The sequence below is a fragment of the Paenibacillus hebaui genome (assembly GCF_051934385.1).
Classification (GTDB): domain Bacteria; phylum Bacillota; class Bacilli; order Paenibacillales; family Paenibacillaceae; genus Paenibacillus.
The window spans coordinates 6,924,190-6,948,655 of the sequence record NZ_CP196836.1 but is presented as its reverse complement, the minus strand read 5'-3'; the positions used below and the strand labels follow the sequence as shown (position 1 = coordinate 6,948,655).

Below are 24,466 nucleotides of genomic sequence, written 5' to 3'. Positions count from 1 at the left end.
CTGGACCCCATATTTTGGATATAACCTTGCAACGAAGTTGTGATCATAAAAAACAATGCTCGAATGATATCAGGATGTTGCTTGATCCGCATGTTTCTTTGTTGTAATACTTGCTATATAAGTTGAACTAATCATTTACACGTTAACGGAGAGGATAGAAAAAACCTGGAAAAGCGAAGCGTTCGCCTTTATCCCCGGATTTTCCCTTGAGAAAAGGGAATCGAAAAAATCTGGGGATAACAGCGATTGGAAGGTTATTCTGTCATCGTAGTGTCAGTGTAAATAATCTTTAGTTCAACTTATATAGATAGAGGCAGTGAAGAGAAGTCCTAGGTGTGAAAGATGGAGGTAATAAGATGAAAATTTCACGTTACAAAAACGCACAAGAAAGTCCAGGGTACCTGCTGTGGCAGGTTACAACAATGTGGCAAAAAGAAATGCGCAGGGTGCTGGAGCCCCTCGGATTGACACAACCCCAATTTGTGTTATTACATGCCTGTGTATGGTTGAATGAACACGATCAAGAAGGCAAAGGAGTAACCCAGGTTCAGCTTGCACATTTTGCCAACGTTGATGTAAATGTGACTTCCCAGGTACTCCGAGCCCTTGAAAAAAGAGGACTGATTACCCGTAATCGTCATTTGACCGATACCCGTGCCAACATTATTACAACTACGCCGGAAGGAACCCGGTTGGCGCTTGAGGGTATCGAGCTGGCTGAGGCAGCAGACAATGTATTCTTCGACCTTGTCAGTGATCGGAAGGATGAATACATGGAGATCATGCAGACGTTTATCAAACATAAAGCAGATCGTTAATAGATAGCATTTTTCTATATCTGATTAAACTACAGAATGTAGTGTAATTGGAATTATTTTCAATACAATATAGGAATACGACATTCAGATTATAAAACATAGATCAGCAAAGACCTACCAATAAACAAACCCAAAGAAACCTCCCTGAATTTTTACGAGGGGAGGTTTCTTTGGGTTTGTATTAATCTAATCGGTATGTGGCAAAGGGCTCACCATGACGGAAGGAGCTGCTAAGCTGATCCAGCTCGGTGATCATCTCATCCGTCAGTTTCATGTCCAGGCTGGCGAGATTATGCTCTAGCTGCTCAGTACGGGTAGCGCCCACAATCACGGTTGAAACGGCAGGGCGTGCCAGTAACCATGCGAGTGATAGAACGCTCGGAGAGCATCCAATTTCGGCTGCTTTCTGGCTTACTTGTTGGCCCAAATTAATGTTACGCTCAAGCAGAAATCGGTTGAACGATGGATCGGTATCCGCTCTGGAACCGGAAGGCACGCCTGCTTCGCCATTATATTTTCCAGTCAGAATGCCACCAGCCAGCGGGAAATACGGGATAATGCCCACACCTTGATCGAGACACAGCGGAACAAGCTCAAGCTCGGGTGTACGATCTGCCAGCGAATAGCTGGTTTGAGTTGAGATGTAGCGTACGTATCCTTTCAAGTCGCTGGTACCGAGGGCTTTCATCAGTTCCCAAGCTGCATAGTTGGAGGCTCCGATGTAGCGCACTTTGCCGGAGGTAACCATATCGTCCAGCGTGCGCAGCGTTTCATCCAGCGGTGTATGCGGATCAAAGGTATGGATCTGATACAGATCCACATAGTCCGTTTGCAGACGCCGCAGGCTATGTTCGAGCTCTTGCTGCAAATGGTAGCGGGAGGAACCCCGCCCATGAGGACCCTCATGCCGGGGCAAGCCGGCTTTGGTAGCAAGCACAGCGTTTTCCCGACGGCCTGCCAGTGCTTGTCCGATAATACGTTCCGATTCTGTCCCGGCGTAGATGTTGGCCGTATCAATAAAGTTAATTCCCTGATCCAGTGCTGCATGAATAATGTGGGTGGAGGCCGCGTCATCCGCACGTTTGCCGAACGCATTGGTACCCAGTCCGAGCGCCGATACACGTAAGCCGCTGCTCCCTAAACGTCGATATTCCATCGTTCATCGCTCCTTTTGTGTCATTTCTTGTATAGCAGATTATAACGTAATCTATTGAAAACGTGTTATTAATATAGTTAAATGATTCTAAGACGTTATCAAAGGAGATATGATGGAAAACAGTGCCGCACATTTAACCAGACGGAAGCCGAAGAAGAGCTGGAAGAAGCCATTGATCATCACCCTGAGCGCGCTGATTGTGCTGGGAGGACTTGGGTTTATCTATCAAAAACAACTTGTCAGGTTGGCCTTTAACATGTTCGCCTCGGGTACTGTAAAAGAAGTGCTGAACGAATCCTATAAACCAGTTGGCGACAGGGAAGCTCCCGTTGTGGAACATACTGATCCTTTCTCGCTGTTGTTGTTAGGGATTGACCAACGGGATCACGAACCAAGCCGTTCGGATACCATCATCTATTCTGTCGTGCGTCCCCAAGACAATAAGGTGCTGCTGCTGTCCATTCCGCGTGATTCCTATACCGAGATTGTCGGCCGTGATGCGAAGTCGAAGATTAATTCGGCCTATGCCCACGGTGAAGCCAAGATGGCGATGGATACGGTAGAGAAGCTGCTGGAGAACAAAGTGGATTTCTATGCTGCCATTAATTTTAACGGACTCAAGGATATTGTGGACGCAGTAGGTGGTGTGGAACTGCCGATTAAGAAGAATATTGAGAATAAGCTCAAAATTCATGAGAAGCTGTTTGTTGAAGCGAATAAACCGATCTATAGCGGTGAGGAAGCGCTGGCTTACGTGCGTTACCGGGAAGATTCCGATTTCAATCGGACGATGCGTCACCGTATTTTCCTGAGTGCCTTCATGAATCGTGCGCTGGAGGTCAAAAATCTGACCAAGATCCCGGACGTGATTCAGGTTGCCGGATCGAACTTTACAACCAATATGACTTCGGACTTTATTGTGAAGTTTGCCGAGTCTTTATATATGAAAGACAATACGCCAACAATCAGCAATTACATGCTGAAGGGTGAAGGCGCAACACGCAGCGGTACATGGTATTATGATCTGTCAGAGGATGATCTGCAATACGTACAAACCCTGCTCGCCAACTGGCTGGACCCGGATGCCACGGAGATTATGGAGCCGGAGAAGGCGGATACGAAGGACCCGGCGTAAGCACTATAGCAGTGTGGTATTGCTCGACATGTGCACGTAAGCTGAATCGCCATAGGTATGAATGATTGCCCGGAGAAGCTGGATGGTTCCCGGGCTTTTTGCTGTGCCGCGATCTTTTTTGGCCCAAGAATCCATATATCTATTCGTTAAACCTCATTTTATGGCATATATATAGTAAAATATAGGAAAGGATTAAACTTCAACCAACGGAGGAAGCTCATGAAAGAGTTTAAGGATCGGCTTCACCGGGTTCAGGAGCAGCAAAAGCAGCTAGTAAACGAATATAACACACTGCTCCAGGAATACCAGTCCGACGACCTGATTGTTCAGAATGAACAGCTGCGGAATCAGTATGAAGCACATCAGCTCAAGCTGCAACAGCTTGAAGTACGTTCGCGCAAGATGGAGGAGGAGAATGCACGTCTTCGCATGGCTCTGTCCGAACAGATGCTGGATGAGAAACTGAATCTCATTCGTGTATCGCAGGAGAAGATGGAGACGTATTTTCGGGGAAAGACGAGTGTACATAATGATCGGCTGGCGGCGCATGAACATCGTGCAAAAGTGAATTTGAATGCCATATACAACAAGGCTTCAGAGGCGCTTCAGGAAGACGCCAATGAGATCAAGGAGCGAATCGCTCACTTGGCTGTAGAGGTGAATGAGCGCATCGAGTTGCACAGACAGGCACTTTGGGAGAGAGAAGAAGTGCTGCGCGGGCAGATGCAACAGGGATACGAGCATATGGCGGAGGAAGGCTTAAGCGAAGAAACCATTCAGCGGCGTATTCGCCAGAACCGGATGGAGATGAAGATTGGGCTGAGTTGGATCAACAAGGTAGCTATCTTGCTCATTATTCTTGGGGTCGGTGCAGCATTTCGCTACTCGTACTCCACCTGGTTCAACGATGAGATGAAAGGCGGGGCTTTCTTCCTGCTTGGTGCGCTTATGCTTGCCGGAGGGGAGTATCTGTTTCGCCGCAAACGGCAGACATTCGCAATGGGCCTGCTGGGCGGCGGGATATCCGTTTTGTTTGGCTCCATCTTCTACAGTTACTTTTTGCTGCATATTATCGGGTTATACACGGGACTTGCCCTGTCCGTATTGGTATCGGCGATATCCGTACTGCTGTCCTTAAGGTACCAGTCCAAAACGATCTGTTCCCTCGGATTGGTTGGAGGGTATCTGCCGTTCATTTCCTACATGAACTACTTCGGGCTTGAGGGTTCGGCTGTATATGTTGCGATGATCTATCTGTTACTGCTGAACGGGATTATTGTATTCATTTCATTTGGCAAACGGTGGCCGATTGTGCATTATATCAGTTTTCTGTTCAACACACCGTCGATGCTCATTTTGTTATGGCTCTCGCCAAGTGAGAAGATCGGCATGCTGTATTCCATTGTGACGTTTGCATTATATCTCGGTATTACACTGGCGTATCCGTTCAAACATCGGGTGAAATTAACCTGGTGGGACTTCGCATTGCTGGCCATGAATACGAGTATCAGCTGCTTGATGTTGTATGTATTGTTTGATGCAGCGGGCTGGAATGACGCACAGGGCTTGCTTGCTCTGATTTTCGCTTTAGTCTATATCGGGCTCGCCCGGTTCGTCCAGCAGAGGATGCCTCAGGAGAAGCAGACCCTTCTATTGTTTTACGTAACTTCCTTGACCTTTGCTATTCTGATTATACCGTTCCAATTTGGTGCCAAGTGGTTGTCCATGGGCTGGCTGATCGAAGGGGTTCTGCTCGTCACACTCGGGCATCTGAAACGGTTCAAATCGGTAGAAAGATCCGGTTGGGGTATCGTGCTTCTGAGCATGTTCATCTTCGTGTATTATGATGTGCTGTCCATGTATATGATGGGTGAACGGACTTACTTCATGCTAAAATACACCTGCATCACGCTCGGTGCGCTGCTTATTACGCTGTATTACGCCTTGGCTCGCAACGGCTCGTTGTCTCAGGAGAAATACCACTATAGCCTGGCAGAGCTTAGTTTTCTGAATGCATTCAAGTATATTACACTCGCCAATCTGTGGTTATACGTGCTCTATGAGTCGAATGAATTGTATATGAAAGCAGTTGATGAGACGTTCTTCTTGTACATGTTCTATAAGCTGCTGTTGTTCGCTGCGCTGACCATTGCCATGGCCTATGGTTTGAGCAAAGTGAAGTTGCTGCGGGATCGGATTGTACAGTACTATACCACTTTCCTGCATGCAGCAGGTTGTTGTATCGCACTGGCGGTCACATTGACCATGCCGGCACTTCAGCCGGATATTCAACAGCATACCGCGGCTGAGGTCGTAGGCTTGCTGGTGCTGATTATCTTTAATGTGGGTGTGTTCTTTGCAGGTAGGGATCTGCTGATTGCGGGGATCCGCGGGCAGTTCAAGAGCATCGAGTGGTACCCGGTTATCGCAGGAGTATATCTGCTTGGTGTCATCACCGTCTTCCTGACGATCCAGTTCCAGTGGGGAGATGTGGGACTGCTATTCAGCCTGATCTATCTGCTGCTGGCGATCCTCTACATTGCTTATGGCTTCCGTAGAAAATATGTCATGATTCGGCGGCTGGGGCTTGGATTGACGTTATTCGCTACTGGGAAAATGGTGTTCTATGATGTTGGTCTGCTCACATCTGGCAGCAAGATCATTGCCTATTTTAGCTTCGGTGTGTTGCTACTCGGGATATCGTATCTGTATCAGAAGGTATCCAGCCGGATGGAGGAAATACAGGCCAAAGAAATACTACAGAATGAAGAACCGAATGTATCTGACGAAAATAAAGACGGCCTATGATATAGGACGACCGATGTAACATTCATTCACACTCATGTGGGGAGGGGCTTGAAATGGGATTCGACATGAGCATCATGCTCTGGCAACTGTTATGGATTACTGGCCCTATAGCGCTTATTGTGTATGGTTGGCGGAAATTCGGTGCCAGAAATAAGCGGCGTTGACAGCAGGGAGTGCCGTTGCAACATCGCTTAGGGATGGAGTTATGATGTGATAAGCGTATTGGTTATCAGCATCAGCATTTTGCATCATTTGATTCAACTTACTCCGGTACAAGAGTTGAACGGGAAGAGCGTCCCGATCTAACTGACGTATAGACGAATAGAAGCATTTCGATCGATATCTTGCTGATGGAAAGACGCTCTTTGAATTTATGCAAAATGGTCATCTATAAATATTCACTTAAATGAGGCTCCTGAGTGCAGTGTTTCTAGCATTCAGGGGCCTTGTTGACGTAAGCCAAGTAGGCTCAGATCCTAACTTAATCTAGGATGGGTTGGCGTAATGTGACATTCGTGAAACGTTTTTTGCGGTGATCACGTTATAATAGAGTAGACTTACGGCTGGCTTTTCAGTTGTAACCACGAAGTTTCGGTCGTGGTTGTGCCTTGCAGCGATTCACCGCGTTCATCGTGGATGCGGGAAAGCACAGTTAGTGTAATAGACAGGGCAAGGGCGAGCAGCACATATATGAAAATGTTTTTTTTGTTCATTGTGAGGTACCTCTCTTGTTGATTGAGCTAAAGCATGCATCCGACCGTCATGAGAAAAAAGGCACAACGTCTGGTATAGTAGAGACAACCGATTTAAATATAAAATGGTTCCTTTATAACACTATATTCGTTGCTAGGAATGCAATGGAACAAATCTGATGAAGTTATCATTCGTTATGGACGGAACGCTAATAGAGATAGAGTGATATTTGAAGGTGGGAGAATAACATGCGGGAGACGGCAAAAATCGTCATTCGTACGCCGGGGCAGGAAAGTGACGGTTCGTTCGCTTATGTAAGCCAGGGACGCTCGATTACCGTAGGGCGTTACACGGGCGGCGATGAATTGGATCTGTCTGTATACAATCAATTGATATCGAAGCGGCATTGCCGCATTCATTATGATGAGCAGCATCAGCTGTGGATAGAGGATCTGGATAGCAAAAATGGAACCGAGCTGAACGGGCAGCGCCTCGTGCCCTATGAGAAATATCCGTTTACCGAGGGGGACAGCCTGACGCTGGTCAACGGCTTGATCCAGCTTAGTACAGAAGGTGATCTCGGAGAAACGAGAGAATATCGTGTGTCTGATCTGCTGGGTGAGGGCGTACGTTTGCAGGATCATCTGCAAACCGTGCAGATTGGCGAGGTGGAGATCCCGCTGTCCAAGAAGGAGTATCAGCTGTTCAAGCTGCTGTATAGTCAGCTCGATCACTTTGTGACACGGGAACAGATCGTCGGCCAGGTGTGGCCTGAGCGGAGTATGCTGGAGAGTGACTCTGTAGGCATCGACGAGATTAACTCGTTAATCTATCGCACGAATCGCAAGCTGGGTGTTCATTTTACAATCAAGTCGGTGTACAAAAAGGGTGTATACATGAAGTCCCATGTGCCGGTCTGAATCATTCGAACGGACAGTATGATGCAGCTAAACTAAGCCGAAATACATTAGAAAAGGGGAGCTTCTGCCGGAGTTGTAGACCGGAGGAGTTCCCTTGTTATTATGAAGTGTGAATACCTCTTAATTCATTCCAAAGGGATGAGGTCATGTTCATCGTTCAATTCATTCCATGGCTGATTGTCGTGGTGACGCTTATAGCTGTAGTATCCATTGTGCTTGTGAGCTGGAAAAATGGAATATCGCCTATGCCCACATCCAGCCTTGTCAGGCAGGTGGTCATTCAGGAGGTCAACCGCATCCCCGGTTACGGCGACGTAATTGAAGCGGGCTCGGGATGGGGTACGCTGGGACTGGACGTGGTCAGGCATTGCCCGGGCAAACGGCTTACGGGTATCGAAAACTCAATCATTCCCTTATGGTCATCCCAACTGTATGCCTTTCTAAGTGTGCGCTTCCGGCGAGCGAAGGGAAAGCGCCATTCTCTGGAGGGGCGTCTGCGATTCATTCGTGGCAACATCTATACCCGTTCATATGAACATGCGGATTGTGTGATCTGTTATTTGTTCCCCGGAGCGATGAATCAACTTTTGGACAAATTCAGCCGGGAGTTACCACCGGGAGCCAGAGTAATTAGTGTCTGTTTTGCCCTACCAGGCAAGGTGCCGTTACGCACAATTACGTGTGGGGATACCCTCCGTACCAAGGTGTATGTGTATGTTTTCTGAGGAAAAGGAATGCCTGCACTTCCCCCCGAAGAGAAGAGAGGTGTAATTCTGTTTCCAAAAGTATAAAGAAAGAAGGGGCTGTCCCATAAGTCATGAACATGACGGAGGACACCCCTAGTTTGCGTTGTTTAGTTCTAATGAATCGAGCACACGCTATTCGCTCGCATTTGCACATTCCTCACATTTAACGAATCACAGAGACGTTAATTCGTCGATTCGGTCGTTTTTCTAGGTGCTGACACTTTTTTGTGACGTAATAACGTTACTAAGGTTCGTTAGACGTTGCATTCCTTGATCATCTGCCTCTTAAGATGCGGTAGGTTCGTTAGCGCTTGGAGCGAGGGGAAATCCCTTTCGGGACGCCCCTTTTTTTGTTTAGCCTGAACATACTCTATTGCTCAGGACATCATGACTTATTTTGCAGAATCCGTTGTGCTGGTGCCGTCAGATGTTGTACCGGATTGCGTTCTGTTTCTTCCGCCGCCGAATCCGCCTTGACCACCGCCTCCACCAGGACCGCCCATACCGCCGCGACCAGAAGCAGCCGTAGTGACACCAGATTCATTCACCCAGGTTACGTTGCTGTTGGATTGGAAGGCAATCACTTGAGTTCCGCCACTAAACGTACCGTCTGTGTAAATTCCATCTACTGCTTTACCCGTCGATGTTCCGCCAGAGTAGATCACGTAAGATCCATTTTTCTTCAGATCAGGGGAACTAATCACAACAGATTGATAATCCTTCGCTGGAGCAAAGGTCAGGATGTTATTGCCCTCACCATCTTGTACATGAACGAGCGTTCCAGCTTTTTGCGTATCAGGGAATGTCATCACGATGGTGTTTTGAGTTGATGTATCGGATGTTCCTTGCGCCATACCGGAGCTGCCGGCTGCGACGAGATAACCACCGCTCATTTCGAATGTGCCATCATAGTCGAGTGGACCGTTGCCATCGTTCGTTGGGCCGTTCACAATCACGGTTCCGCCAGTCATGTAGATGGAGCCATTGGAATCGAGTCCGTCACCGTCTGCATTAACGGTAAGGGAGCCGCCGTTAATATGAAGCTCGTTATTGCTCGCTGTTTCTCTGCCAGGCATACCACCCGGTGCGCGGTTTTGTTGACCAGTATCTGTACCTTGTGTTGCCTGATCAGTAGTTGATGTTGTGCCCGTCGTTTCAGTTACAGAGATGTTGGATGTAGCAGTGGTATCGGCTGCTTGAGTGCTGTCTGTCGTGACCGCTGCATCCGAAGCCGTTTCAGTTCCGTCGCCCGAAGTATTCACGCCATCATCCGATGCCGTTACATCTACATCACCATCGTTCAGTGTAATAGTCGCACCTTCGAGTCCTTCATAGCTCTTGGCAATGTTGATTGTTCCGCCGTTGACAGTCAGCGCGCTATCCGCATGAATGCCATCATCGCCCGATTCAATGGTGAATTTCCCGTCATTTACAGTAACATTGCTGTTGCTGTGCACAGAGTCATCCATCGAATCAATTGTATACGTACCACCATTGACGGTAAGGTTTGTACCCGCTTTGAGCGCTTTGGCACTTGTAGACTCGGTTGCTGTTGTTGCCGTGTCAGCATCGGCATTGGAATCCGTCGCTGCTGTTCCATTGGCAGAACCGGAAGCTGCTGCGTCGTTCGTATTAGCACCTGCATTCGTACCCGTGCTATTTGGCATCTCCGGCATATCGGCAGGAGGTTCTCCATCCGGTGGTGTGCCCATATCTGTTGGAGGTGTGCCGCCGCCCCAATCACCACCGCCGCCAAATGGACCTTCTTCTACTTTGGCTGGTGCATTGGCGCTGCCTCCGCCAGTTACAATGTTGTATGTGCCGCCATCCGCAACGAGTGCGGTTTCGGCCTGGATGCCATCGTTTCCACTCTGGATATTGAATGTACCTCCGGCTATGGCTACAAATCCTTTGGTTGTATCCATATCATTCGTTGATTTGATGCCGTCGCCTTCTGCATCAACGGTGATGGTACCAGTTTGGATCTCCACCATATCTTTCCCTTTGATACCGTCATCGGCTGCCTTGACGTTGATTGTGCCGCTAATGATTTTCAGATCATCCTTGCTCGTAATACCTTCATTATAGTTACCTGTGACCGTCAGTTTACCTGTACCGTTGAATGTCAGATCCGCTTTGCTGAAGATGGCTGCATCCGGCTCATCTGTTGTATCGTCAGCGTAGACATACGTTTTGCCATCCGAAACGGCGTTCGCGGTTCCTTTTTCCAATGTAATGACCGCTTTGCCGGCTTTCTGAATATAAATGGCTGCACTGTCGTTATCGTGAATCGTTGCACTGTTTAATACGAGGTGTACAGTGCCCTTATCCGCAATGTTAACCACAATCTGTCCATTGGTCAGTTTGCCGCTAAGTACATAGGTACCTGCTTCGGAGATGGTCACCGATCCATTGGCTGCTTTTGCACCCGAACCGGTAATGGCAGCGGTCGTTCCGTTCAGCTTGATCGTGGTGGAATCCGTTGCGCTCCAGCTTACATTAGTGTCATCTGCATCAAAGGAGATCAGATCCGCAAATTTGACCGAGGTTTGCTCATTGACGGATACGGTTTTGGTTGTTCCTGTCGTTGACGTCGCGGCATTGGCGGTCGTGCTGGTTGAAGTTGGAGCGCTGCATGCTGTAACCAATGCGGTAATCATTGCGATAGACCATAATTTACTGCCACTTATTATTTTCTTTTTCATCATCATATTATATCGTTCCCTTCGGATTTAAAATTCTGGTGTTGGACTCATCGTTAGCGAAATATCCAGGTTGCCGTTTCGTGTGCGAATCGCATCCAGGAATTCCTTTTGGCTGACATTTTCGTGAATCGTGACATTGTAGACCAGCTCATACAAACTACCGAGTTCGGTCGTTCTAATTTTTTTCAAATCAAAGGGCACGTTGAATGTATGGAATACTTCGTTGAGTGCTTCTTCGTAGCTCAAGTTTTCAGGAATGGTCACCTTCAGCATCTTCTGCTGCGCTTTCTTGCGTCCGAAGTTGAAATGGCTTAGAACAAACATCAGGATGCACAGGATGATCGTGAACAGAACGGCGTATCCGAAAGCCCCTACTCCGCAGGCAAGACCGGAAGCCATGGTGAACAGGACGTAAGCAATGTCTTTCGGGTCACCAGGTGCACTTCGGAATCGAATGATGGAGAAGGCACCTGCGAGGCTGAATGCTCGGGCAATGTTGCTGCCGATCAGAAGAATGATGATTGCTACGATGACTGGTAAGATAACCGTGGTTAGTGTAAAGCTCTGGGAGTATGTGCTCTGGTTGGTCTTCATGTATGTCAGGCTGATAATGACCCCCAGAATGATGGCAAGACCAATGGTTACAATGGCGTTGCTGAAGGTCAGATTGATATCGGTTAGTGCAGAGCTGAACAGGGAATCAAGCATACAGGACACGCTCTCTTTCTATAGTTGTTTTTTCTTGTTCTATGGATGGATTGAGATCTGTACCTGGTACCAGTATGCGTTCTGTCTGGTAATTCAGGTTGGTGGTTCTCACCAGATGTCTGTATTCGTTGCCGTATTTGGAGAATCCGGTGCGGTATAGACCGTGTTCGGACAGCAACTGCGATAGCCACATGGGAACGGTTTTTTCGGCTTTGACCTCCATCAGCCACCGACCGTCTTTTACCAGCGGTTCACCGTAATCTCCCTGTTCCAGCTTCAGATCGTATCTTCGACTGCGAATGTTGGTATCAAAGGTGATGCGGAGATCGCGGCTGTTCTTGTCGAACAGCGCTTTGCGTTCATACGCCAGATACACTTTGGGTTCAAGATCGTATAACCGGAGGAAGTATTTGATCTCTTCGATGACCTGTTTGTTCATGTAATCGGCAAGCTCCGGCGCCTGTCCCGAGCGAACGAATTCGTAGGCTTCATCCAGCTTCAAGGCTGTTCTGCGCTTGTTCACCAAGCCGAATACTTTCTTTTTGATCTCCAGATACACTTTGGCATTCTCTTCAGGTACTCCATATGCCCGCAGTCTCAGTTTCTCCTTGTATTTCGGTTTTGAGAGACTGGCACGAATCAGGGAATCCTGTGGTGTATCGAAGTACAGGTTACTTATGGAGTAGTACTCGTGTTTTTTGTTATAGGCATCCAGTTCCATGTATTTCAGCAGGTCATTGTAGAAATGTGCGTACTGCTCATCCGTCAGAAGATACTTGCTCTCATATCGGTTGAATACTTCAATTGCCATTTGATTTCATTCCTTTCGTCGATGGGCTGTATGTTTTGTTTCATCGTGTATTGCTTCCATGTCTGTATCTTAGAGCGCCAACCTTGAATGAATCTTAAATGATTTTACATTGCGTTAATCTTTCTTTACCTTCCTATAATAGTGCGTGGGAAAAAGGGAAATTAAGATTGATTCAAGGTTCCACTGATATAATCGTTGGTAAATAGATCGCAAGATATCGACAACAATCCATGCAGAGGAATGAAGAACCGATGAGAATACTTATTGCGGAAGATGAGGTTCATTTGGCAGAAGCCGTATCGCAGATATTGAAAAAACACAATTACTCCGTGGATATGGTGCATGATGGGAGATCTGGGCTGGATTATGCGCTGAGCGGCATCTATGATCTGGTGCTGCTGGATATCATGATGCCGGAAATGGACGGGATTACCGTGCTGAAGAAACTGCGCAGCGAGGGCAATCACACCCCTGTCATTCTGCTCACTGCCAAAGGTGAGCTGTCGGACAAGGTCACTGGCCTCGATTATGGTGCGGATGATTATATTGCGAAGCCCTTTGCAACGGAGGAATTGCTTGCCCGGATTCGGGCAGCCTTGAGACGGAAGGGAGAAGTGATTCCAGAGGATGGGTTGAAGTTTGGGGACATTGAGCTGAATACAACCCAATTGAAGCTGACCGTTCAGGGCAAGGAGATTAAGCTGAACCTGAAGGAGAATGAACTGTTGGAGCTGCTGATCACAAGAAAACAGGCGATTACCTCTAAAGAGCAGATTATTGAGAAGCTGTGGGGTTTTGATTCGGAAGTGGAGTATAACAATGTGGAGGTGTACATCTCGTTTTTACGTAAAAAATTGACCTTCCTTAATTCCTCGGTCCGCATCAACACGATCCGGGGTGTGGGATATGTACTTGAGGTGATGTCCTGATGTTCAAGAAACTCAGAAATCGATTCCTGATCGTGAATCTGGTATCCATCTCAATTATGATGCTGGTAGCATTTGCGACGATCTATACGATTACTTACCAGAATGTGCAGCGCGAAACCAACATGGAGCTGTACAAGGTGTCTGACTTCTATCACAGTCCCAATAATTCTTCCAAGATGCCGCGTGGGGAAGAAGGGGGTTCGGGGACAGGTGGGCCTGGATCACCCCCATCCGATTCCATCGGTGGCAATGGAGCACAGGGAGGCGATCCTAACTCTCCGCCGGCACGTTCCGTCTCGTTCATGATCAAGACAGATAGCCAGTGGAAGATTACAGATACACATTCCCGGTTTGATATGGATGATGCGTTCTACACCGAGGCGCTGCAAAAGGTCAATAAAGATAACAAAGGCAATGGGGAGCGACAGACCGGGCAGTTTGCACTGGATGGGACGGACTGGGCGTATGTGATCAATCCGAGTAGCGATGGGCATATGATTGTGTTCATTGATGTTACAGCCCAACAGGGTATTCTGACGAATCTGGTTTATACTTTTGCCATTGTAGGATTGCTTATGCTGATCGTCATCTATTTCCTGAGCCGCTATTTCGCCAATCGTTCCATCACCCCGGTGAAGGAAGCGTTTGAGAAACAAAAACAATTCATAGCGGATGCCTCCCATGAGCTGAAGACACCTCTTGCCATTATTCATACCAATACAGATGTGCTGCTGGCGAATCGGGAGGATACGATTGAGAATCAGGTCAAATGGCTGCAATATATCAAGTCTGAGACAGAGCGCATGTCTGGATTAACCAATGATCTGTTGTATCTGACCCAGATGGAGGATTCACGTTCTTCGATGATCCACGCCAAGTTCAATATGAGCGACGCAGTGGAGACGATTATTCTAACGATGGAAGCCGTGATTTTTGAGAAAAATATATCCTTGGACTACAGCATTGAACCGCAGCTTATGGTCCATGGAAACAGCGAACAGATCAAACAGGTGATTGTGATTCTGCTTGATAATGCCGTGAAGTACTCGGGAACGAAGGGTTCTGTCAACGTATCGCTGAAAAAGCAGAACCATGAGGTGGTGCTCGTTGTCTCCAATACGGGAGATGGTATTGCGCCTGAACATCTGGATCGGATCTTCGATCGGTTCTATCGGACCGATGCGTCGAGAGCCCGTAAACATGGTGGGCATGGTCTTGGTCTCGCCATAGCACGTTCCATTGTGGAACAGCATAAGGGGGAGATCTACGCTCGGAGTGTGGTAGGGGAGGGCGCTACATTTTACGTTCGTTTGTCATAAAACGGGAGATGAAGTAATTATTTTTATACTTCGGGAATATGGGAGAATGGGACTGATGGGATTTAGGGGATTGGAGAAAGAGATAACGGTCATCAGGCATAAGTTCTGCCTGTAATGGGTTAACCTATGCTACAATGGCAACAGTATGTATGAATCAAGGAGCTGACTTAACATGACTGAAACGAATCCGATCAATGAACAGGAAATGATGCAATTTATTGCAGATAAAACCAAGGCAAGCCAAGCGAATATCGCTCTTGTGCTGAAGCATGAGCAAGCTTACATTAACAAGGCGCATGAAAATGCTAAAGGTAACGATGTTGATATTGACGGCGATGACTTGGCTGACTATATTCTTAGCCGCAAAGATGTGAAGCTGGACGAGCTGACTGTGGAAGGCATTCTGGATGCCGAGATGGATTATTTGATGGACAAGGGTCACGCGGGATACGTGGATTAAGTTCTGCATATATCTCTATATGTAGCTATGATGAACGTAACCGCAAAAATAGCCCTCCATATTGCTGCACGTCGTAGGTTAAAATGGAAAGTAAGAACACCACCATTTCAGAGCTACACAGCAAAGGAGAGCTATCCCTATGAAGTCTACCACAAAATTCATTGGTTTAGATGTGTCCAAAGAAAAAATTTCTGTCGCCATTGCTGACGTGGGTCAAGACAAGCCACGGTATTACGGGTCCATCGCTCATTCGCCAGCCGCCTTGCGCAAACTTATCAAAGAACTCGGCCCGGCAAGCTCGCTGTCGTTTTGTTACGAAGCCGGACCTACAGGTTACGAAACCTATCGTTGGATTGAATCCATGGGTGCCGCTTGTGTCGTCATTGCTCCTTCACTTATCCCGAAACGCCCTGGCGACCACGTCAAGACGGATCGACGGGATGCCGAGCAACTGGCGCGTCTGTTCCGCGCGGGCGAACTTACGCCCATTTACGTTCCAGAACGTGAAGATGAGGCCCTGCGTGAATTGGTTCGTGCACGTGAAGCAGCGAAGGAAGATGCACATCGGGCACGTCAGCGTGTGCTCAAATTTTTACTACGCCACCAAATCCACCCGCCAGAGAATATCAAACGTCGCTGGACGAAAAAATATCGAGTTTGGCTTGGACAACTGACGTTCTCGTATACGCCCATGCAGATTGCATTCACGGAGTTACTCCATGCCATGGAGGAGATCGACCAACGCATTATCCGGCTGGAAAAAGCCCGTCGAAGAAGCAGCGACCCATTCCAAAGCCGATTTGATTCGGATTCTACAGTCCCTGCGCGGCATTGGATTCCTCACGGCCGTCACGCTGGCTGCTGAAATCGGCTCCTTTGCCAGGTTTCGTTCCCCCGCCCAACTCATGGCTTACTTGGGTCTGGTTCCGCGCGAGCATTCGTCTGGAGTGAGTACCAAACGAGGCACGCTCACCAAAGCAGGGAATGGAAGATTGCGTCGAACCTTGATTGAATCGGCGTGGAGTTACCGTTATCGGCCTGCGATCAAAGGAGACTTGGCCCAACGACTGGAGGGTCTGCCTGCTGACGTGCAGCTCATTTCATGGAAAGCGCAAGAAAGGCTTCACCGAAAGTTCCGTCGGCTGGTCTATGGATTAAACAAGCACAAAAATGTCGCGGTCACCGCCGTTGCGAGGGAACTCACCGGGTTTATTTGGGCGGTTGCGCGAACGTTGGAACTGCCGAACGCACAGTAATCTATTGTACATCTTGAAGAGACGGTCGTATCAAAGGTAAAGGGGAAAACCCGGAGCCTTAAGCCCGGGAGTTCATGGAAGGTTCAAGAGAGAATGTGCGTGGTTCGTTTGCACTAGGCTTTCATCGGCTGAACGTGCGTTTCTAGCCTGCAACAGCTCTCTTTGACGAAGGCATACCATGTGGTAACCAACCCACGGATAGCAGCGTGCCAACCGTCGCTTGCATATGGACTCCCGCGCTTAGGGCTTCGGCGAAAAGCAGCATGTTGTGCAGGGATTGACAAAAACGTTCATAGCAACGAACCTGGTTAGCGCTATTCAAGCAAAATTCACATGTTCAGCAATTTAACGAATCGCAGACATGTTATTCCTGGTTTTCTTTGTTTTCATGATGCATTTGCGGCTCCTCTGCGGAATTAGCGTGCCTGGAGTTCATTAGTTCCGCGAGTTTGCTGTATTAGTCGTTATAAGGTGTCCTCGATTCATTAGGATATGATCATAGGGAAGAGATGGGCTTCAAAAGGACAGCTTGGACTGTGAGCATTAGCCTCACATATTGCCTCCAATTGGTTAAGGAAAGACCTCAGCCTCCACGTACTGTACTGTGGATGTTGAGGTCTTTTTCTGGATTCTATCATTTGGAATTCTCCAATAGGACAGCCCCGTGTTTCCACAGCAATTACTGATTCTTATTGACCGATCATACCACCATCGACGGTATAGAGTGAGCCGGTTACATAGGAAGCTTCTTCGGACAAGAGGAAGTTCATGACCGCTGCAACTTCTTCCGGTTCGCCATAACGGCCCATTGGAATGCTGGATACAGTAGCGGACTGATAATCTTCCACGTTGCCGGAGTTCTCTTCAATCTGACGCATCATGCGTGTGTTAATCGTTCCTGGCAATACAGCGTTAACGCGGATACCGAATGAACCAAGTTCATTGGCTGCCACACGAGTAAGGCCAACAACCGCATGTTTGGACATGATATATGGAGATACCGTTGGTCCACCCAGTAGGCCAGCGAGGGATGAAGTGTTCAAAATTGCGCCGGATTTTTGTTTTTTCATGACGGGAATGACGTTCTGTAGACCCAGGAATACCCCACGTACATTAACGTTGTATACGAGGTCGAGCGCTTCAACACTCAAGTCTTCAATTAGTCCTGTTGGACCTTCAATCCCGGCATTGTTGGCAAAATAATCGATTCTTCCAAACGCATCAAGCGCCTGTTGTACGTAGTTTTTCACGTCTGCTTCCTGGGACACGTTCGCTTTCACCGCAATGACGTGCTCCTTGTCAAGGTTCAGGTCTGTAATGGTTTGCTGGATCGCCTCTTCGTTCAGATCAACCAGTACCAGATTGATTTTGCGTTCAGCAAGACGGCGTGCCAATTCTTTACCGATGCCTCCGGCTGCTCCTGTAATGACAGCTGTGTGGGTATATGATGTACTCATGATATCATTCGCTCCTTCTCAAAAAATGAAGTCAGGTAAACTCATTAAAAATAGTCAACCTGTCGTCTATCGTTCCTGTCTCAATGTTAAGATATACATAGAAGCGTGACAATCATCATTGACAGCGTGTATGTCTACTAATGAACAGAGACGTAAGCGGTGTTCATTTAGGTTACAATAATGGACAAGGGAGGCGTAAATGTTGATTATCGAACATCCTCAGGACCGGAGAGCACGAAGAACGCAGGATGCCATCATCGCTGCGGCTGTTTCTTTAATACTGGAGAAGGGAGCGGAAGCCGTCACCATTCGGGATATTACGGAGCGGGCGGATTACAACCGGGGAACCTTCTATTTGCATTTTCCTGGCAAACCGGAGTTGCTGCAATTCATTCTGGATGATTTCATGCAGGGAGTGGGACAAGCCTATGCAGAACCGTACGCACAGCTCAAAGAAGTGGATATGACCGCAATGCTGCCATCCACGATGCCTGTATTTGAATATATCGAGGCACATCAGGATGTTTTCCGTGCATTAATGACGATGCATAGTGATATGGGTTCCCGACTATGTAATATGTTTAGAACATACTTAACCGAGGATTTTGTGTTGGTGACCGAGGACAGCGAATATACGATTAATTACGACATCATGTTAAGTTATCTGGTATCTGCTACCGTTGGCGTGATCATGCACTGGGCGGAGATTGGATTCAAATACGCTGCACATTACATGGGGGAGCAGCTAACTGCGCTGATTAACATCAAACCGACCCGTCTGCTGATTGAACCAGGGCAGAAGGGTCGGACTATTCATGAACGTATGCTGTTGGATTAAAGACTTTTTGAAGATTTGAATGATAGAGCCAAGGTGTGAAGGAGGACATCTCGTCAGGTTATCCGGTCATGGAGGTGTTCGCGGCCTGCTGCACCTGAAGCAGTTGTTCACGGATTAGGACCGACTCTCCAATGATAATTAACGCAGGATTAGTGACTTGATGTGACAGGGCGAGGGAGTGGAGTTCGGCAAGTGTGCCTGTAATAATCCGTTCCTCGGAAGTGGTTCCCCGTTCGATTAAAGCTGCTGGCGTGCATCCGCATTTACCATGCTGAAGCAATTCACGTTGAATGTGAGATAATTGGCTAATGCCCATATAGATCACCAGTGTGTCGATACTGTGGGCGAGCAGATCCCAGCGGACCGAAGATACGCTTCCGTCACTGCCTGTTCCAGTGACACAGGCGAAGGATGAAGCTACACCGCGATGCGTTAAAGGTATAAGGGACGAAGCGGATGTCCCTATGGCAGAGGTGATACCGGGAATAATCTCATATTCCATTCCGGCTTGTGCGAGCACAAGTGCTTCCTCACCTCCGCGCCCAAAGATAAACGGATCGCCGCCCTTGAGTCGCACGACTTGTTTGCCTTCTGCTGCATGCGCGACCAGCATCCGTCCAATCATCTCCTGACTCATGGAGTGCAAACCAGGAGATTTGCCGCAATAGATACGCAGAGCGTCTTCTTTGGCTTCGGCGAGCAGTTGATCATTAACGAGCCGGTCATACAGGATGACGTCGGCGGCCTGTATGCGTTTCAGGGCTTTAACCGTAATCAGCTCGGGATCTCCAGGACCTGCACCAACAATACTAACTAGGCCCCGGCTCATGATCGCGTCCCCAGCTTGGAAGTGGCATCCGGGCTTGTTAATCCTGAACGACCACCCTGAAGGGTCGCCAGCTTGGCTGAGAGCTGATCAGAGCTTCCCCATTTATACGCCGCATAAAGTCCGAGGCCTGTGAACACAGCGCCGCCAATGAAGTTGCCCAGCAGCACGGGAATCTGATTCCATAGCCACCAGTCTGCCATACTAACGTCAGCGCCCAGCATCATGCCTGCCGGAATAACGAACATATTCACCACAGCATGTTCGAACCCTTGTGCGAAAAAAATCGTAATCGGCAGCCACATGGCTACAATTTTACCGAGTGTAGAAGTGGATGTCATGGCCATGACCGCACCGAGAGTCACCATCCAGTTACATAGGATAGCCTTAATGATCACAAGAGCAATACCTGCTCCGCCCAGATGCTGATACCCCAGCGTTTTGGCTTCACTCGTCTGAATCAAAGTCTGGATGAGCGGACTACTCATATCCGTACCCATCTTGGTGAGAGTCAGCCCATACAGTAGAGCGTAGAATAAACACCCGATCAGATGGCCCACAATGACCCAGAAGTAATTGCGCAGCATATCCACCAGACTGACCTTGCGTTTCATCACCGCGAGTGGAATCATGGCAAAGCTCCCGGTCACCAGTTCAAGACCCAGCAGAATGATAATGACGAATCCCGCAGGGAAAATCAGTGCACCTGCCAAACCAACCGAAGTTTGAGATACAGCGGTATACGCCAGTGTCGTTGCAAAAGCGAGAATCGCTCCCGCCAGAAATCCGCGGATGAGCATCTGTACCCGGTTCATTCTGGCTTTGTTCTCACCTGCCTCGACCATCGATTGCAGCACTTCTGCCGGTTTAACAAAATCCATAGCGCACGCCTCCTTGATGTCAGGGTAACCTTATCCTTTAACCTGCAATGGTAATGTAAATTTCTCCGCTACTGCCATCGACTTCAGTCTTGTAGGTGTTCAAACAACCCTCATCCGGTTCATGCACCTTGCCGCTGCGAAGATCAATTCTCCAATCGTGCAGAGGACAATGAACCGCTGTCCCACAGACCATGCCTTCCGACAGCTTGCCGCCCTTATGGGGGCAGCGATTCTCGACGGCATGCAGACTTCCGTCACTCAGTTTAAAGACGGCAATTTCGGTATCCTGTACCTGAAAGGTTCGAGCCCCCTTTTCATCAATATCCGCAAGATGTCCAATTCGCAATCTGTTCATCGCTGTTCCTCCTCTTCTAATGGGCTGTCGGCTGTGCGCCGACCAAAGGGGTGAAGTTTTTACGCAATTTCTCATCTTCAATGATTTCTTTCCAAGGATCAACCGTGTGGCCCAATGTGACTTCCAGACGTTCAACCAGAGCGAGACGTACATCCCGATCCTCCAGTGCGTTCTTCACATGATCCAGACCTACCCGTTCAATCCATGCCGCCGTTCTCTCATTCCATTTTGCGTTCTCTCTATAGTATTGCAGGTAAGAATAGGTCCACTCTTCCACCTCGGCATCGGTCTTCACCGTACACAACAGCTCGGCTGTGCGGACCTTGACGCCAGCGTTCCCGCCAACATGAATCTCCCAAGCGCCGTCAATCGCGACAACACCCAGATCCTTGATCGTCGCTTCAGCACAATTTCGCGGACAACCCGAGACAGCCAGCTTCACTTTGGCTGGAGCGACCATCTTGTCGAGTTTCTTCTCCAGACGAATGCCCATCTCAATCGAATCCTGTGTACCGAATCGGCAAAACGTATTGCCTACACAGGTCTTAACGGTGCGCAGCGCCTTACCATAACCGAATCCAGAAGGCATATCGAGTTCTTCCCAAATCTTCGGCAGGTTCTCCTTTTGTACTCCAAGCAGATCCAGCCGTTGTCCGCCCGTGAATTTGACCATCGGCACATCGTATTTCTCCGCTACGGTGGCAATTTTGATCAGCTCAGCAGGGGATGTAACGCCTCCATAGATCCGTGGAATAACGGAATAGGTGCCGTCCTTCTGGATGTTGGCGTGGTAACGTTCATTGGTAAACTTGGATACACGCTCATCTGCGTATTCGGTCGGCCAGATCATGCCGAGATAATAGTTCAGGGAAGGACGACATTTGGAACAGCCTTCCGGTTCCTCCCAACCGAGAACGTTCATGACCTCTTTGACGCTTTTGAGTCCCATTTCCTTGATCTGCGCAACAATCTCATCCCGGTCATAGGATGTGCAGTTACAGATGCCTTCTTTGGTCTGTTCGCCTACATTATCACCTGCATAATGCGTGAGCAGCGATTCTATAATGGGTTTGCATCCACCGCAGGAAGCCGAAGCCTTGGTACAGGACTTAATGGCACCGAGGGTGTTACACCCTTTACTCAGAACTGCGTCTCCGATGGCAGCTTTGGTAACACCGTTACAGCCACAGACGATTTCGTCATCCGGCATACTTGCCATACGTTCTTCGACAGATGGTCCGGAGCCTGAACCGCCGGAGGATACGCCGAGCAATATTTCTTTCTCACGACCGCTGATGTTCTCGCCACTCTTCATGAGAGCGAAGAGGGATGCGCCATCTGTGGTATCTCCGAACAATACAGCTCCAATCAGCCGCCCATCCTTCATCACCATCTTTTTGTACACACCATCCACATCATCCTGAATGCGAATGCTGCGGGTGTCTGCAGCGTCTTTGAATTGTCCGGCAGAGAATACATCGACACCGGATACTTTCAATTTGGTGGACGTGACCGAACCTTCGTATCCTTCCGTTGCAGCACCTGCGAGACGTTTGGCCAGCACCATGCCTTGTTCATATAATGGGGCAACCAATCCGTAGGCAATGCCGCGGTGTTCTGCACATTCGCCGACAGCAGAGATCCCTGGGATACTGGTATGCATATAGTCATCTATGACGATACCTCGATTCACGTCAAGACCGGTATTCCGTGCCAGTTCAACCTGTGGGCGGATTCCGACGGCCATGACTACTAGATCAGCTTCAAGCATGGTTTGATCGGTAAAACGAATAGCTTTCACCCGATGTTTCCCAGTGATTTCTTCGGTATGTTTGTTTAAAAGGAACTTCATGCCCTGCTCCTCAAGCTCCCGCTGGAGCATCAAGCCTGCCGGCAAATCCAGATTCCGGTCCATCAGATGGCCGTTAATATGGATGACTGTGACGTCCATGCCCAGATTGAGCAGACCCCGCGCAGCTTCGAGTCCTAGCAAGCCGCCTCCGATGACGGCGGCTTTGCGATACTTTTGCGATGCGTTCATCATAGTCTCGCAGTCCTTGATATCACGGAAACCGATAACGCCCTCTTTGTTTGCACCGGGAAGTGGCAGGATGAACGCCTGTGAGCCGGTTGCCATAATCAGCTCATCATAGGTTGCACGTACACCATTCTGAGATACAACTTCCTTGCGCTCGGCATTGATCTGAACGACCGGGTCACCCGGATAGACCCGAATGCCGTTATCTTCGTACCAGCTCCACTCGTTGATGACGATATCTTCGATGGTTGTTCCGCCAGCCAGTACAGAGGATAGCATGATGCGGTTATAGTTGGGATGCGGCTCTGCGCCGAAGACCGTAATTTCATAAGCATGCGGAGCAAGCTTAAGGATATGTTCAATTGTGCGCATTCCCGCCATGCCATTGCCGACCAGCACCAGTTTTTTCGTTGTACTCATTGTGATTAGCCCCCTTAGATCCATTCTGCGAACTGCCTTGTAACCTGTCTCTAAAATCGAAAAAGCCTGTTATGCCTCGGAGGACTGCGCATATACATACGCTTCCCTTGCTCCGAGATTGCAAAACAGGCTTCATTGCCGTTTCAACCAGCTACGCCGTTGTAGCTGTGATCGATTCAAATATGGAGTTGTTATGGCCTAACTATAAAAGATCCATCTGTTCGTGTCAATATAGTTAACATAAAAAATTATTTGAAATTTGAAGTTAATTATGTTTACATGAGTTTATTGGAATATCGAATGAACGATGAATTTTTGCGAGTATACCTTCATAAAATGAAGGATTTAGATGAAACGAGCATACCGGATGCTACAAAAACTGTAGAAAAGGTGTCATGTGTGGTGCTTTACCCTTTTGAATTGCAGGATGGGCAGTCATAAAATGTGTATCAAAATCTCGAAATCAGAAAGTACAGTCGGTACCATCTGAATCTTTTGTCAGGTAATGTAACATATATAGCGCTTTCATAGATGATGGGGTGCTTGTGTTATTGATTCTGTCTATTGTAATAGGGAGGGATTGATCCATCATGCGATCTTTATTGGTCATCCGTGTACAACCAACGTTATCCGCTTCGTCTGATGCAATCCCTCTGACACCGGAGAGACTTCTGGGAGCGAATGGGTATCATGTGCAGGTGACAGACAGTGAGAACGAGGCAATGAAGTTGGTTGGCGGAGCAGACGCATCCATCCTGCATTTGTCTCTGGCTGATGTAGAATACTGGGTGCGATGCCTGGGAAAGGGGAAGTCGGACACACCACTGCTCTGGTGGTGCGCAGCGGACACAGCTTCTTCTTCAGTGGAAGTCTGCGAGGTGGAGGCATCGTTTGACGGGATCCTTACTCCATCCATGAACGGACCGGAAATTCACTGGGTCCTTCACTTTGCAGCCAGACGCTACATGGAACGCAAACAGTGGGATCAGGAGCGTAAGCAGCTGCATTCCAGGTTGGAGGACCGGAAATGGATTGATATGGCCAAGGCAATCTTATGTGATCTGAAGCAGATTTCCGAGGCCGAGGCCTATGACCTGTTACGCAAGAAAGCGATGGATGAACGTAAACGGATGGTCGATGTGGCTACCGCAATTGTGAAGGCACATCAACTGCTTCAGTCTTAAAAG

General features: G+C 48.3%; 22 protein-coding genes. 12 read left to right on the top strand and 10 right to left on the bottom strand.

From position 1 onward, the window contains the following. Positions 1 to 356: 356 nt before the first annotated feature. Positions 357 to 818, top strand: coding sequence for a MarR family winged helix-turn-helix transcriptional regulator (locus tag ACR32F_RS31230; protein WP_440114445.1), 462 nt, complete (start codon positions 357 to 359; stop codon positions 816 to 818). Between the two features lie 181 nt (positions 819 to 999). On the opposite strand, the gene ACR32F_RS31225 is transcribed toward ACR32F_RS31230, so the two are convergent. Then, positions 1,000 to 1,974 (bottom strand): aldo/keto reductase, encoded by a 975-nt coding sequence (locus ACR32F_RS31225; protein ID WP_440114443.1) that lies wholly within the window; start codon positions 1,972 to 1,974, stop codon positions 1,000 to 1,002. Positions 1,975 to 2,083: 109 nt separating this feature from the next. Between ACR32F_RS31225 and ACR32F_RS31220 the strand changes: the two genes are divergently transcribed. Then, positions 2,084 to 3,109 carry an LCP family protein gene (locus ACR32F_RS31220; protein ID WP_440114440.1) on the top strand — a complete coding sequence of 342 codons (1,026 nt, stop codon included), beginning with the start codon at positions 2,084 to 2,086 and terminating at the stop codon, positions 3,107 to 3,109. A gap of 219 nt (positions 3,110 to 3,328) precedes the next feature. Further along, positions 3,329 to 5,917: a DUF2339 domain-containing protein gene (locus ACR32F_RS31215; protein ID WP_440114438.1), complete on the top strand. Its 2,589-nt coding sequence runs from the start codon at positions 3,329 to 3,331 to the stop codon at positions 5,915 to 5,917. Between the two features lie 557 nt (positions 5,918 to 6,474). Here the strand turns inward: ACR32F_RS31215 and ACR32F_RS31210 are convergent. Continuing rightward, positions 6,475 to 6,630: a hypothetical protein gene (locus ACR32F_RS31210; protein WP_440114436.1), complete on the bottom strand. Its 156-nt coding sequence runs from the start codon at positions 6,628 to 6,630 to the stop codon at positions 6,475 to 6,477. Positions 6,631 to 6,858: 228 nt separating this feature from the next. Between ACR32F_RS31210 and ACR32F_RS31205 the strand changes: the two genes are divergently transcribed. Further along, complete coding sequence (locus ACR32F_RS31205) at positions 6,859 to 7,530, top strand: FHA domain-containing protein (RefSeq protein ID WP_440114433.1); 672 nt, start codon at positions 6,859 to 6,861, stop codon at positions 7,528 to 7,530. 146 nt (positions 7,531 to 7,676) lie between these two features. Next, on the top strand, positions 7,677 to 8,255 hold the full coding sequence (locus ACR32F_RS31200; RefSeq protein ID WP_440114430.1) for a class I SAM-dependent methyltransferase: 579 nt from the start codon (positions 7,677 to 7,679) through the stop codon (positions 8,253 to 8,255). Positions 8,256 to 8,668: 413 nt separating this feature from the next. On the opposite strand, the gene ACR32F_RS31195 is transcribed toward ACR32F_RS31200, so the two are convergent. Genes ACR32F_RS31195 through ACR32F_RS31185 form a run of 3 tightly spaced genes read right to left on the bottom strand, consistent with a single transcriptional unit; the run spans position 8,669 to position 12,500 of the window. Beyond that, entirely contained in the window at positions 8,669 to 10,987 is a 2,319-nt protein-coding gene (locus tag ACR32F_RS31195) for a carbohydrate-binding domain-containing protein (protein WP_440114427.1), read from the bottom strand. A gap of 21 nt (positions 10,988 to 11,008) precedes the next feature. Continuing rightward, positions 11,009 to 11,689, bottom strand: a complete 681-nt coding sequence (locus ACR32F_RS31190) for a DUF4956 domain-containing protein (RefSeq protein WP_440114424.1) — start codon at positions 11,687 to 11,689, stop codon at positions 11,009 to 11,011. Beyond that, the gene (locus ACR32F_RS31185; protein ID WP_440114422.1) at positions 11,682 to 12,500 is read right to left on the bottom strand and encodes a polyphosphate polymerase domain-containing protein; all 819 of its coding nucleotides are present in this window, start codon (positions 12,498 to 12,500) and stop codon (positions 11,682 to 11,684) included. The genes ACR32F_RS31190 and ACR32F_RS31185 overlap by 8 nt, the downstream gene beginning before the upstream one ends. A gap of 251 nt (positions 12,501 to 12,751) precedes the next feature. On the opposite strand from ACR32F_RS31185, the gene ACR32F_RS31180 reads away from it, so the two are divergent. The 5 genes from ACR32F_RS31180 (at position 12,752) to ACR32F_RS31160 (ending at position 16,464) form a co-directional block, all read left to right on the top strand. After that, positions 12,752 to 13,429 (top strand): response regulator transcription factor, encoded by a 678-nt coding sequence (locus ACR32F_RS31180; protein ID WP_440114420.1) that lies wholly within the window; start codon positions 12,752 to 12,754, stop codon positions 13,427 to 13,429. Then, positions 13,429 to 14,748, top strand: a complete 1,320-nt coding sequence (locus tag ACR32F_RS31175; protein WP_440114417.1) for a sensor histidine kinase — start codon at positions 13,429 to 13,431, stop codon at positions 14,746 to 14,748. The genes ACR32F_RS31180 and ACR32F_RS31175 overlap by 1 nt, the downstream gene beginning before the upstream one ends. 172 nt (positions 14,749 to 14,920) lie before the next feature. Next, positions 14,921 to 15,208 (top strand): hypothetical protein, encoded by a 288-nt coding sequence (locus tag ACR32F_RS31170; protein ID WP_440114415.1) that lies wholly within the window; start codon positions 14,921 to 14,923, stop codon positions 15,206 to 15,208. 139 nt (positions 15,209 to 15,347) lie between these two features. Then, on the top strand, positions 15,348 to 16,073 hold the full coding sequence (locus tag ACR32F_RS31165) for an IS110 family transposase (protein ID WP_440114413.1): 726 nt from the start codon (positions 15,348 to 15,350) through the stop codon (positions 16,071 to 16,073). After that, positions 16,009 to 16,464 carry a transposase gene (locus ACR32F_RS31160; RefSeq protein WP_440114410.1) on the top strand — a complete coding sequence of 152 codons (456 nt, stop codon included), beginning with the start codon at positions 16,009 to 16,011 and terminating at the stop codon, positions 16,462 to 16,464. The genes ACR32F_RS31165 and ACR32F_RS31160 overlap by 65 nt, the downstream gene beginning before the upstream one ends. Positions 16,465 to 17,153: 689 nt before the next feature. Here ACR32F_RS31160 and ACR32F_RS31155 read toward each other — a convergent pair. Beyond that, positions 17,154 to 17,921, bottom strand: coding sequence for an SDR family NAD(P)-dependent oxidoreductase (locus ACR32F_RS31155; RefSeq protein WP_440114407.1), 768 nt, complete (start codon positions 17,919 to 17,921; stop codon positions 17,154 to 17,156). Positions 17,922 to 18,120: 199 nt separating this feature from the next. Here ACR32F_RS31155 and ACR32F_RS31150 point away from each other — a divergent pair, with 199 nt between their 5' ends. Next, entirely contained in the window at positions 18,121 to 18,759 is a 639-nt protein-coding gene (locus ACR32F_RS31150) for a TetR/AcrR family transcriptional regulator (RefSeq protein ID WP_440114404.1), read from the top strand. Positions 18,760 to 18,817: 58 nt separating this feature from the next. On the opposite strand, the gene cobA is transcribed toward ACR32F_RS31150, so the two are convergent. Genes cobA through nirB form a run of 4 tightly spaced genes read right to left on the bottom strand, consistent with a single transcriptional unit; the run spans position 18,818 to position 23,279 of the window. Next, positions 18,818 to 19,588 (bottom strand): uroporphyrinogen-III C-methyltransferase, encoded by a 771-nt coding sequence (cobA, locus tag ACR32F_RS31145; protein WP_440114401.1) that lies wholly within the window; start codon positions 19,586 to 19,588, stop codon positions 18,818 to 18,820. Then, positions 19,585 to 20,466 carry a formate/nitrite transporter family protein gene (locus ACR32F_RS31140; RefSeq protein WP_440114398.1) on the bottom strand — a complete coding sequence of 294 codons (882 nt, stop codon included), beginning with the start codon at positions 20,464 to 20,466 and terminating at the stop codon, positions 19,585 to 19,587. The genes cobA and ACR32F_RS31140 overlap by 4 nt, the downstream gene beginning before the upstream one ends. A gap of 37 nt (positions 20,467 to 20,503) precedes the next feature. Next, positions 20,504 to 20,821 carry a nitrite reductase small subunit NirD gene (gene nirD, locus ACR32F_RS31135; RefSeq protein ID WP_440114395.1) on the bottom strand — a complete coding sequence of 106 codons (318 nt, stop codon included), beginning with the start codon at positions 20,819 to 20,821 and terminating at the stop codon, positions 20,504 to 20,506. Positions 20,822 to 20,837: 16 nt separating this feature from the next. Continuing rightward, a complete protein-coding gene (gene nirB, locus ACR32F_RS31130; protein WP_440114393.1) occupies positions 20,838 to 23,279 on the bottom strand; it encodes a nitrite reductase large subunit NirB in 2,442 nt (813 codons plus the stop codon). A 590-nt stretch (positions 23,280 to 23,869) separates the two neighbouring features. Here nirB and ACR32F_RS31125 point away from each other — a divergent pair. Further along, entirely contained in the window at positions 23,870 to 24,463 is a 594-nt protein-coding gene (locus tag ACR32F_RS31125) for an ANTAR domain-containing response regulator (protein WP_440114391.1), read from the top strand. The last annotated feature ends 3 nt before the right edge of the window (positions 24,464 to 24,466 follow it).

Coding starts and splice junctions, on each gene's coding strand:
- cobA (WP_440114401.1), bottom strand. CDS start 19,588: ATGAGCCGGGGCCTAGTTAGTATTGTTGGTGCAGGTCCTGGAGATCCC.
- ACR32F_RS31225 (WP_440114443.1), bottom strand. CDS start 1,974: ATGGAATATCGACGTTTAGGGAGCAGCGGCTTACGTGTATCGGCGCTC.
- ACR32F_RS31175 (WP_440114417.1), top strand. CDS start 13,429: ATGTTCAAGAAACTCAGAAATCGATTCCTGATCGTGAATCTGGTATCC.
- ACR32F_RS31205 (WP_440114433.1), top strand. CDS start 6,859: ATGCGGGAGACGGCAAAAATCGTCATTCGTACGCCGGGGCAGGAAAGT.
- ACR32F_RS31170 (WP_440114415.1), top strand. CDS start 14,921: ATGACTGAAACGAATCCGATCAATGAACAGGAAATGATGCAATTTATT.
- ACR32F_RS31185 (WP_440114422.1), bottom strand. CDS start 12,500: ATGGCAATTGAAGTATTCAACCGATATGAGAGCAAGTATCTTCTGACG.
- ACR32F_RS31210 (WP_440114436.1), bottom strand. CDS start 6,630: ATGAACAAAAAAAACATTTTCATATATGTGCTGCTCGCCCTTGCCCTG.
- ACR32F_RS31125 (WP_440114391.1), top strand. CDS start 23,870: ATGCGATCTTTATTGGTCATCCGTGTACAACCAACGTTATCCGCTTCG.
- ACR32F_RS31140 (WP_440114398.1), bottom strand. CDS start 20,466: ATGGATTTTGTTAAACCGGCAGAAGTGCTGCAATCGATGGTCGAGGCA.
- nirB (WP_440114393.1), bottom strand. CDS start 23,279: ATGAGTACAACGAAAAAACTGGTGCTGGTCGGCAATGGCATGGCGGGA.
- ACR32F_RS31155 (WP_440114407.1), bottom strand. CDS start 17,921: ATGAGTACATCATATACCCACACAGCTGTCATTACAGGAGCAGCCGGA.
- ACR32F_RS31150 (WP_440114404.1), top strand. CDS start 18,121: ATGTTGATTATCGAACATCCTCAGGACCGGAGAGCACGAAGAACGCAG.
- ACR32F_RS31220 (WP_440114440.1), top strand. CDS start 2,084: ATGATGGAAAACAGTGCCGCACATTTAACCAGACGGAAGCCGAAGAAG.
- ACR32F_RS31230 (WP_440114445.1), top strand. CDS start 357: ATGAAAATTTCACGTTACAAAAACGCACAAGAAAGTCCAGGGTACCTG.
- ACR32F_RS31180 (WP_440114420.1), top strand. CDS start 12,752: ATGAGAATACTTATTGCGGAAGATGAGGTTCATTTGGCAGAAGCCGTA.
- ACR32F_RS31190 (WP_440114424.1), bottom strand. CDS start 11,689: ATGCTTGATTCCCTGTTCAGCTCTGCACTAACCGATATCAATCTGACC.
- ACR32F_RS31200 (WP_440114430.1), top strand. CDS start 7,677: ATGTTCATCGTTCAATTCATTCCATGGCTGATTGTCGTGGTGACGCTT.
- nirD (WP_440114395.1), bottom strand. CDS start 20,821: ATGAACAGATTGCGAATTGGACATCTTGCGGATATTGATGAAAAGGGG.
- ACR32F_RS31165 (WP_440114413.1), top strand. CDS start 15,348: ATGAAGTCTACCACAAAATTCATTGGTTTAGATGTGTCCAAAGAAAAA.
- ACR32F_RS31195 (WP_440114427.1), bottom strand. CDS start 10,987: ATGATGATGAAAAAGAAAATAATAAGTGGCAGTAAATTATGGTCTATC.
- ACR32F_RS31215 (WP_440114438.1), top strand. CDS start 3,329: ATGAAAGAGTTTAAGGATCGGCTTCACCGGGTTCAGGAGCAGCAAAAG.